The sequence below is a fragment of the Adlercreutzia rubneri genome, assembly GCF_009755265.1.
GTDB classification, from domain to species: domain Bacteria; phylum Actinomycetota; class Coriobacteriia; order Coriobacteriales; family Eggerthellaceae; genus Adlercreutzia; species Adlercreutzia rubneri.
Map to the genome: position 1 here is coordinate 238,673 of NZ_WPOO01000002.1, position 9,217 is coordinate 247,889.

7 protein-coding genes are annotated in these 9,217 nt (G+C 63.0%); 4 read left to right on the forward strand and 3 right to left on the reverse strand.

Going from position 1 to position 9,217, the window contains the following annotated elements; all coding sequences use genetic code 11:
- The first annotated feature begins 57 nt into the window (after nt 1-57).
- A complete protein-coding gene (locus GO707_RS02535; protein ID WP_022741433.1) occupies nt 58-1,575 on the forward strand; it encodes an APC family permease in 1,518 nt (505 codons plus the stop codon).
- Between the two features lie 1,857 nt (nt 1,576-3,432).
- Here GO707_RS02535 and rd read toward each other — a convergent pair.
- Together rd and GO707_RS02545 are read right to left on the reverse strand one after the other, a co-directional pair.
- Nucleotides 3,433-3,597: a rubredoxin gene (rd, locus tag GO707_RS02540; RefSeq protein ID WP_022741427.1), complete on the reverse strand. Its 165-nt coding sequence runs from the start codon at nt 3,595-3,597 to the stop codon at nt 3,433-3,435.
- Between the two features lie 237 nt (nt 3,598-3,834).
- A complete protein-coding gene (locus GO707_RS02545; RefSeq protein ID WP_157011904.1) occupies nt 3,835-4,875 on the reverse strand; it encodes a threonine aldolase family protein in 1,041 nt (346 codons plus the stop codon).
- An 84-nt stretch (nt 4,876-4,959) separates the two neighbouring features.
- Here GO707_RS02545 and GO707_RS02550 point away from each other — a divergent pair, with 84 nt between their 5' ends.
- The gene (locus GO707_RS02550; protein ID WP_157011906.1) at nt 4,960-5,472 is read left to right on the forward strand and encodes a YbaK/EbsC family protein; all 513 of its coding nucleotides are present in this window, start codon (nt 4,960-4,962) and stop codon (nt 5,470-5,472) included.
- A gap of 129 nt (nt 5,473-5,601) precedes the next feature.
- Here GO707_RS02550 and GO707_RS02555 read toward each other — a convergent pair whose 3' ends face one another.
- On the reverse strand, nt 5,602-6,990 hold the full coding sequence (locus GO707_RS02555; RefSeq protein ID WP_157011908.1) for a helix-turn-helix domain-containing protein: 1,389 nt from the start codon (nt 6,988-6,990) through the stop codon (nt 5,602-5,604).
- Between the two features lie 6 nt (nt 6,991-6,996).
- Here GO707_RS02555 and GO707_RS02560 point away from each other — a divergent pair, with 6 nt between their 5' ends.
- Nucleotides 6,997-7,176 carry a hypothetical protein gene (locus tag GO707_RS02560; protein ID WP_157011910.1) on the forward strand — a complete coding sequence of 60 codons (180 nt, stop codon included), beginning with the start codon at nt 6,997-6,999 and terminating at the stop codon, nt 7,174-7,176.
- A gap of 327 nt (nt 7,177-7,503) precedes the next feature.
- Entirely contained in the window at nt 7,504-9,096 is a 1,593-nt protein-coding gene (locus tag GO707_RS02565; RefSeq protein ID WP_157011912.1) for an FAD-dependent oxidoreductase, read from the forward strand.
- The last annotated feature ends 121 nt before the right edge of the window (nt 9,097-9,217 follow it).

A 9,217-nucleotide genomic window follows, 5' to 3' on the forward strand; every position in this document is an offset into this window, starting at 1 on the left:
CGCGCCGCAGGATGTGCGGGTGGCGCGGCCCCCTCGAGGGTAAAAGAGGTGTTCTCAATGAGTGCAAACGGAAAGACAAACGCGGGCGCGCCGCCGAAGGCTCCCGTAGCCGTAGCCACGGCCGCGTCCGGTGCGGCGAAGGGCGTCTCCGATGACGCCACGACTGCTCGCCTCTCCATGCCGGAAAACAACGGGAAGAAAGTGACGAAGCCGACCGTGGCCACCCAGCAGAACGCCGGCGACGACTTCAAGGCGACCCTTACCGTGAAGGACATGGTGGTATGGGGCCTCATCACCATGGTGCCTATCTCGCCCATGGCCGTTTACGGCGGCGTGTTCGCCGACTCCGGCGGCATGCCCACGCTCGCGTTCCTCATCGGGTTCGTGGCCGTGCTGTTCTCGGTGTTCTCCTTCGGCATCATGATTCAGCATTTCCCGTCTTCGGGCTCTATCTTTACTTATGTGAGCCACGTGTTCGGCAAGCTGCCCGGCTTCATCGCCGGCTGGCTGATGCTGTTGCAGTACCTGGTGAGTCCGGCGATGGTGTACCTCATCGCCGCTATCGCCATCCACAGTATGCTGCCGGATGTGCCGATTCTGGCTCTGTGCTTCGGGTTCCTCATTATTGTGGCCATCGTGTCGCTTATCGGCATGAAGACCGCCATGGTGGTGAACAAGGTGGCGCTGGTAGCCCAGCTGGCGATTCTCGCGCTGTTCGTCGTGTGCGGCGTGATGTTCGTCGTGCAGCATCCCGAGAGCGCGAATTTCTCGCCGACCAACCTGTTCAACCCCGCCAAGTTCGAGTTCGGCGGCACCATGTCCGCTGTGTCGCTGGCCGTGATGTCCTACGTGGGCTTCGGCGCCATCGCCACGCTGACCCAGGAGGCGAAGGATCCCAAGCACGGGCCGTCGCGCGCCATGATGGTCATGGCCATCGTGCTGTGCGTGCTGTACGCGCTGCAGTGCTTCATCGCCACGTGTATCGATCCGTCGGGCGCGGCCTTTGCCGGCAACACCGACAACGCGTTCTACGCCGTGGCCAAGATGGCCGCCGGTCCCTGGCTCATGATCGTGTGCGCTGTGGGCGTGGCGCTGGCCCAGGGCGTGTTCACCGCTATTGCGCAGCAGAATTCCATCGCCTTCGTCATGTTCACCATGGCCAATGGCGGCTGCCTGCCGAAGTTCATGGCCAAGATGAACAAGCGTACGAACTCGCCGTTGAACGCCGTCATCTTCATCATCGCCCTGTCCGTGGTGCTGACGCTGCTCTTCCATTTCAGCGGCATCGACATGAACACCGTGGTGAAGATTTCGAACTTCGGCGCGCTGTCCACCTACGTGATGCTGAACGTGTCGGTCATCGTGTTCTGCTGGTTCCAGCTGAAGCAGCGTTCGGGCGCAAAGGCCGTGTTCATGCACCTGGTGTTCCCGGCGCTCGGCGCGTTGGTGTGCTTCGCGATTCTGATGTCCGTGGGCACCGTGGCCCTGGTGACGGGCGTGGTGTTCATCCTCATCGGCATCGCCTATTACCTGGTGCTGACCCGCGTCCTGCATCGCCAGATCAACCTCGGGTAGGGGATTGCCAATCGCGCAATCAGAGGCAAGCTGCTTGTCCGGAAACCTCAAAGGCGGGGCGTTCGCGCGAGATTGCGCGGCCGCCCCGCCTTTTGCTGCCTGGGCGCTTTGTATCCTGCCGACGTCCGCTCGGCTGGTCGCATCCGCTTAGCGAGTCGCACCCGCTCGACTGGTCGCGCCCGCTCGGCTGGTCGTGCCCGCCTAGCGAGCCGCATCCGTTTAGCGAGCTGCACCCCCTTGGCGAGCCTCACCCGCTCGGCTGGTCGCATGTGCCTAGCGAGCCTCACCCGCTTGGCCGCATCCGCCTAGCGAGCCTCACCCGCTCGGCTGGTCGCATCCGTTTGGCGAGCTGCGCCCGAAGCTCTGGAGGGGCCGCGTGCAATTTTGGTCTTCTCTTTATGGCAAATTTTCCGAGGGTTTCGACGTTACAAGGCGATGGCAGATCAAGCTATCCTAGTAAACTGTCGATAAACGATAGCATTAGGCTCTTCCTGGAGCGAGCTTCGGTTTTTCAAGGGAATACGGCCAGCTATAAGGTCGAAATCCTCAAAAAACTTGCCATTTTTCGGGCTGCAGCAAGTATCGATGAGCAGGTATGGCAGCGTGGGCTAATGCGCTGGTGACTATCTCGGGCGGTAGGCGGCGATGCCTTCCGATGGGCCTCTTCGGAAGCTGGTCGGCTGGATTGCCGCCGGCGTCTCCCGTTGCGCTGGTGCCGTCCGGAGATTGCGGTGGCTTCGGGGGTGCAGGAAATTTCGTAGTTCATGGAGGGCATGCCGAGCCCGTATCCTCCGTAGAATGCGGGCAGTCCTAGGAGAAGCGCGGCTTGAGTTTCGCGGGGAGAAGCGGAGCCGTCGACGAGATATGAAGCTGCGGCACGTGCTCGCTGGGCGCCAAAAAGACGGGAATTGCGCTCGAGGAACCCACGAATTTTACGCACGCTCGTAAGCGGTTGTGTGCCATATACGGTCGACGTTGCCAGGGTCTTCTGCTGGTATGTGCCACATAGCTCGAATCCGAGAACAAGGGTGTCCACGAAAGAACGCAGGGAGGCTTCTTGGATAAAAGCAAGTGAGGGGCTGGAGAGAAGAATGCTCTCGTTCCAGCGCTGCAGGGCGTTTCCCGAAAGGGGGAGTCTGCAGAGGTGAGGCTTGCGGAATTCAGCGGATCTTGGAGTTGACGCGCTTGACGAAACGCAGTGGAGCGGCATTGGGATGCCGGCAGGCAAGTACGGGTCGCACGTGCGGATGGTGAGGTCGTTTGCCTGATCGCGACTGGCTGCCTTTGACGGAAAGTGGCGGTGGCGTGTTGTGGCGAGGGCGATTCCGCGGCGTCTGCAGAAAGCGTGGACTTGGAGAGCGGAAAGATACCCGAGGCACGTCTCCGAAGAAAGGCTTTTCTGGGTCATGGCACACTCCTCTTGCACCCGGGGCGAAGAGGATCTTGCGAATCTGGTATGCGGAAGGTCGGGCACGGCTTCCGATCATGGGCTGCGCTGGCAGGATTCGCACTGGCTCGTTATCGATGACAGCATTTTATCACGATGGTGCAACAAAGTGTAGAGAGCTGCGTTATTTGGAGGGCACGTTTTAGGCAAGTTTTTCGGGGGTTTCGACATTGCGAACCCATGGAGTAGGCGCAAGAAGGGCGAAACACCAGGATTTGCCTTTGGAAAAGAGTTCCTGAAGCCTGTTTTGCTACGAACGTGTCGCAAACTTTGGAAAACTTGCCAGAAAGCGGGGCGTTCGAATGCAAGGAGCGCCGATCAGCTGAGAAGCTTGGGTGATCGGCGCTTCGATGGCTGAGTCGTTTGAACGGTCGCGAGGTTTTGCGCTTGACAGGGGTGGAAGTGCGGCGCTATTCCGTGTACAGCGAGAAGTCGTCCTTGCCAACGCCGCATACAGGGCAAACCCAGTCTTCGGGGATGTCTTCGAAGGCAGTTCCCGCAGCGATGCCGCCGTCGGGATCGCCCACAGCTGGGTCGTAGATGTAGCCGCATATGTCGCAGATGTACTTGTCCATGAGTTCCTCTATTCTCGCACTGGCCGCACGATGCGTCTTGGCGGCCCGACGAACAATGCGCGACTATGATGCCACGGATTGGGACGGCACACCCTCGCCCAGCGCAACTCGAAACTGATTCGTGAAGAATGCTTCGAATGCGCCGGCCGCCTGATCTTAAGCGGGCTGCGGGCTTGCCATGGGTGCACGAAGTGGAGACGGCGAGAGCATCGAGGCGGCAAGCAGAGGCGTCGTGAGCTACTGCATCACCTCGTGCAGGGCCGCTTCCAGGGCCGCGAGGTCGTCGGGGGTGGTGGACCAGCTGGTGACGAGGCGGATGACGGTGCGGCCGTCCCCGAGCTTTTCCCAGGTGCTGAAGCGGATGCGCTCGGCCAGCGCCTCGACCTGGGCATTTTCCAGAACCACGAACTGTTGATTGGTGGGGCTTTCGCGGAAGAAGGTGCACCCGGCCTCGCGCAGGATGCGACGCAGCTCGTCGGCGGCTGCGATGGCCACACGTCCCACTTCGCCGTAAAGGTCGTCAGTGAACAGCGTGTCGAACTGCACGCCGAGCAGACGCCCCTTCGCCAGCAGGGCGCCGTGCTGCTTGGCGTGGGTGAGGAAGTGCCGGGGCATGCCGACGCGCGGGAACACGACCGCCTCGCCGCAGAGCGCTCCGCACTTGGTGCCTCCGATGTAGAAGGCGTCGGTGAGGCGCGCGATGTCGGCCAGGGTGACGTCGGTGCCGGGGGCGGCCAGGGCGTAGGCGAGGCGCGCGCCGTCCAGGTAGAGGGGGATCTGGTAGCGGCGGCAGAGCGCCGAGAGCTCCTCCAATTCGGCCAGGGAGTACAGCGTGCCCAGCTCGGAGGGATGCGCGATGAACACCATGCCCGGGAACACCATGTGAGTGTAGCTGGCATCGGCGTAGAAGGCCTCCAGGTAAGCTTTCACGTCGGCGGCGCGCAGCTTGCCGTCGCATTCGGGCACGGTGAGCACCTTGTGGCCCGTGGCCTCGATGGCGCCTGCTTCATGAACGGCGATGTGCCCCGTATCGGCAGCAATCACGCCCTCGTGGCCTGCGAGCAGCGCCGAAATGACCACGGCGTTGGTCTGGGTGCCGCCCGTGAGGAAGAACACGTCGGCGGTCTCGTCGTCGCAGGCCGTACGGATGCGGGCCGCCGCGCTTTCGCAGAAGCGATCGCCGCCATAGCCCGGCGTCGGCTCCAGGTTCGTCGCCGCCAGTGCCTCCAGAATGCGCGGATGGGCGCCGGTGGAATAGTCGTTCTCGAACGAGATCATGAGTCCTCCTCAGGGCTTCCCGGAGATGTGTGCCGTGCTATTATTCCACAACGTCGAAGATGGTGTCGAAAGGCGGTAAGCGAGATGGCGATCGACAAGGTGAAGGCATACTTTGCGGAATTCGGGCGCGAGGGGGACGTTATGGAATTCCCCGCATCCAGCGCAACCGTGGAGCTGGCGGCCCAGGCGGTGGGCTGCGAACCGGCGCGTATTGCCAAGACGCTGTCCTTCGCCGTGGGCGACCGGGTGGCGCTCGTGGTGTGCGCGGGAGATGCTCGCATCGCGAATCCGAGGTTCAAGGCCCAGTTCGGAACCAAGCCCCGTATGCTTCCCGCTGAAGAGGCCGAGGAGCGTATCGGTCACGCGGTGGGCGGCGTGTGCCCCTTCGCGGTGAATGAGGGCTGCGACGTGTACCTCGACGAATCGCTGCGCCGCTTTGACGTGGTGTACCCGGCCTGTGGCAGCTCCAACAGCGCCATCGCCCTCACCCCCGACGAGCTGGCTGTGTACACCCCTGGCAGCACCTGGGTCGATGTCTGCAAGCTGCCAGAGGAGGGCCAGATGGATACGCCTACGACGGCCGCGCAGGTAAGCTAAGCCTTTTCCGCAATGCGAGTGGCGGCGATTCGAGCGGTTTCGTCGATGGGCTTGGCTTGATGCGTCGCTTGCGGAACGAGCTAGAATTCAGTTACCATCCGAGCCTTCTTGATCAGAGCATTTCATGCGTTACGCCCGTGTGAGCTGGTCGTCTAGGTCGACTAGCTCTTGGCGGGAGTGGATGTCGAGTTTCTTGTAGATGCTTTTGGCATGGCCGCGGGTGGTGTTTTCCGAGATGAAGAGCTTGCCGGCGATGGCCGATACCGTGTGGCCCTTCATGAGCAGCTCGGCCACCTCGATCTCGCGTGGGGAGAGGCCGCGCTCTTCAAGGTAGCTGTGGATGCGGTGCTGTTGCTCGGAGGGGCCGTCGCTGGGCGCCGGGCCGGCTTCTGTGCTCGCGACAGCATCCAAAGGGAGCGGCTCGTTTGCGGTGCGGGCTGCGCCGCTTTCGGTCGAGGAGGGGTCGTGCCGGCCATCGCGCCGTCCCCGCCGTAACGTTGTGCCGCGGTTCAGCAGTTCCGCGTCGGTCATGGAGGCCAGCGCCTGGCCCTTTCCGCGCGTGACCAGAATGAGCGCGACCGACAGCAGCACCACGCAAAGCAGGATGACGTTCGTCCAATGGGCGAGATCGTCGGAAAGCGCCGGCCCCAAAAGCTCGGCCAGCCCGCTGCCCACGGCCATGGAAAGCAGGACGGGCCCGATGCACAGGGCATACAGCGGCGAGGAGGGCAGCCCGTTTCGAATGGTGTACACGGCGCAGGTGATGATGAGCAGCAGGTTCACCACTTCGAAGCCGAACATGAGAAACGCCACGAGCAGCGTCGTGTACTGCTGCCCGAATAGCGACGGCAGCAGGAACACGACGGTGAGCGCGGGGAAGAGCACCTGGCAGATATGCAGGATGTCGAAGCCCTTCGAGAGAAACAGCTCGAGGGCCACCACCAAAAGGGCCGCCGCCGCGAAACCGACGAGCACCGCGGCGCCGCCGGAGCTTTGGGCCGGCTCGATGCCAGCGATGAGCTTCCACGAAAACCCGAGGATACTGACGCAGAGCACGGGCCGCCATAGGTCGCCCACGGCGCGTCTTAGGGCAGGGCGCGTGAGGGGCGCCGTGACGTCGGCCTCAATCTCGGCGAGGCTCTTCTGAAGGCAAAGAAGCGCCAGAAACGGCAGCACGCAGACGGCGGTCAGAGCCACAGCGATTGAGGGCAGGAGGCAAATGAGCAAGTAGAGGCCCACCGACATGGCCGCCGAAAGGGGAATGCAGATGAGAGCGCGCTGCTGGCCTTCGGTTACGTAGAACATTTCCCAAAGCAGGAAGAACAAGGTGCAGGAGCCACCCATGAGAATGCCTGCTGCAGCTGCGATCACGCCGTCGCCTTGGCCGAAATGGAATGCGAGGAAGTAGAGAAGCGCGGCTCCGCTGAGCATGAAGCTCGCCGCCGAGGCTGTCCAGTGGGGCAGCTCGCGATGGCGGAAAGCGCACAGGACGCCGAGGGCTCCTACAGCCAAGGGCATGAGTGCTTGTTCGGTGAGGATATACGTTTGCCAATAGTCGGCGACGGCGCCCGCGCCCTGGAACCCTGCGAGCACGATGAAGGTGACGGTTCAGAAAAAGCCGAAACCGAGGTGGTGTATTCGCAGACCTTCCAAAAGCCTTTTGGCGCGTTGCATGTGGCATCCTTCCTCCCCGCTGCATTTTAGCAGCCGCAACCGGTGGCGAGAGGTGGAGCGCCCAACAAGTTTGCGGCGACGATCAGCTGTGAACTGGGGTTTCTCAAAAACAACCCAAAATATGTCCCCCTCAAAAGCGTGATGCCGCGCCACGTTTCGGGTTCCCGTTGCTGCGAATTTACCCAATTTAGTGGCTTACGCGGAACGGCAGAAGGGGGCATAGTGCTTCTCGCGTTCCGCCAATGAGAGGGCCGGGACGTCGGTTCCAACTTCCCGCGGACGGCTCGGGCGAAGGGCCCGGGCAGCTGCCGCGGAAGGTTCGGAACCGTTCAGTCACCGAGACTATGGAGGGAAAACATGACTGGAATTTCTCGTCGCAACTTGCTCAAGGGCGCTGCTTTCAGTGCCGCCGGTGTGGCCGCACTCGGCCTGGCCGGATGCGCGCCGCAGACCGAGGCCACCAAGGCTGAGGCCGACCTGGCCGAGACGGGTGAGACTGCCAAGCACACCTGGGAAGTGAAGCCCGAGCCCATCGCGGCCGACCAGATCTCCCAGACCGTCGACACCGAGGTGCTCGTCATCGGCGGCGGCTACTCCGGCAGCTGCTGCGCGCTGTCCGCGGCCCAGAACGGCGCCAAGACCATCCTCGTGGAGAAGGACGCCGTGCTCAATGGCCATGGCGTGGGCGGCACCGGCGCTATCGCCTCGCGCGCCCTGGACGACCTGGGCCTGAAGTTCGACAAATCCCTGGAGATGGAGCGCTGGGTCTCCACCTGCGGCAACCGCTGCCGCGAGTCGCTCGTGGGCAAGTGGTTCCGCGAGTCCGAGCGCTGCATGAACTGGTTCCTCGACATGGCCGAGGCCAACGGCGCCAACTGCATGGTCACCGTGGGCTCCAACTCCACGGTGCACCCGGAGATCGCCTGCTACCACTTCATGTCCGGCGGCCCCATCTTCGAAGAGCACACCATGGCCGACTTCGTCGAGTACATGTTCGAGGCCGAGGCCCTGAAGGCCGGCGCCGAGTTCGTCTACGAGATGCCCGCTGTGCAGCTGGTGCAGGACGAGTCCGGGAAGGTGACCGGCGCCATCTGCCAGAACAAGTCCGGCGAGTACGTGCAGTACAACGCTTCCAAAGGCGTCGTTTTGGCCACGGGCGACATCAGCTACAACGACGAGTACATCGATGCGTTCGCGCCGGTGGCCAACCGCGTGTTCACCCGCCTGTGCTCCGACCAGGGCAACGTGGGCGATGGCCACAACATGGCGGCGTGGGCCGGCGGCGCCTTCCAGGAAGGCCCCTGGCCGACCATGATGCATCCCCAGGCTGCGGCCGTGTTCCACGGGCCCTTCCTGTTCGTGAACCCCGACGGCAAGCGCTTCATGAACGAGGCCACCTGGGTGCAGGGCAAGTGCCTCGGCGTGATGTACAACGGCGGTTCCGATCACGCCTGGTCCATCTTCGACGCCAACTGGCAGAACGACCTGAAGAGCTCGCTGGAGCACGGCGGCGGCATGTTCTGGGACACCTTCCGCCCCTACGGCTCCGACTATCAGGTGGCCGTGGACGGCCATACTAAGACCGTCGAGAACGGCATCGCCGAGACCCCGGACTACTACAAGCGCGCCGACACCCTGGAGGAGCTGGCCGAGCTGATCGAGGTGGATCCGGCCGAGCTGAAGGCGACCGTAGAGCGCTACAACAAGCTGTGCAAGGCCGGCGAGGATACCGACTTCTTCAAGGAGAACCACTTCCTGTTCCCCATCGAGCAGGGCCCCTTCACTGCCTGCATGGTGGCGCCCGGCCTGCTCTCCGTCGTGGGCGGCATCCACATCTCCGATAACTTCGAGGTGCTGAACGAGAACGACGAACCCATCCCCGGCCTGTACGCCATCGGCAACTGCGCCGGCGACATCTACGCGGTGGACTACCCGATCAACATCTGTTAGCGCTACCGCAAAATCAGCCGAACGCGCCACTCTATCCCGCCGGCGGCGCCCCCGGTTCCCGGCCGGGGGCGCTACCGCACTTTGGCCGCCCGCGCTACCTCGGGCCGCCGCCCAGGGCGCG

What these genes read in the sequence shown, in the direction of transcription:
- GO707_RS02545 (WP_157011904.1), bottom strand. Translation starts at nt 4,875, where the DNA reads ATGATCTCGTTCGAGAACGACTATTCCACCGGCGCCCATCCGCGCATT.
- GO707_RS02535 (WP_022741433.1), top strand. Translation starts at nt 58, where the DNA reads ATGAGTGCAAACGGAAAGACAAACGCGGGCGCGCCGCCGAAGGCTCCC.
- GO707_RS02550 (WP_157011906.1), top strand. Translation starts at nt 4,960, where the DNA reads ATGGCGATCGACAAGGTGAAGGCATACTTTGCGGAATTCGGGCGCGAG.
- rd (WP_022741427.1), bottom strand. Translation starts at nt 3,597, where the DNA reads ATGGACAAGTACATCTGCGACATATGCGGCTACATCTACGACCCAGCT.
- GO707_RS02555 (WP_157011908.1), bottom strand. Translation starts at nt 6,990, where the DNA reads ATGCCCTTGGCTGTAGGAGCCCTCGGCGTCCTGTGCGCTTTCCGCCAT.
- GO707_RS02565 (WP_157011912.1), top strand. Translation starts at nt 7,504, where the DNA reads ATGACTGGAATTTCTCGTCGCAACTTGCTCAAGGGCGCTGCTTTCAGT.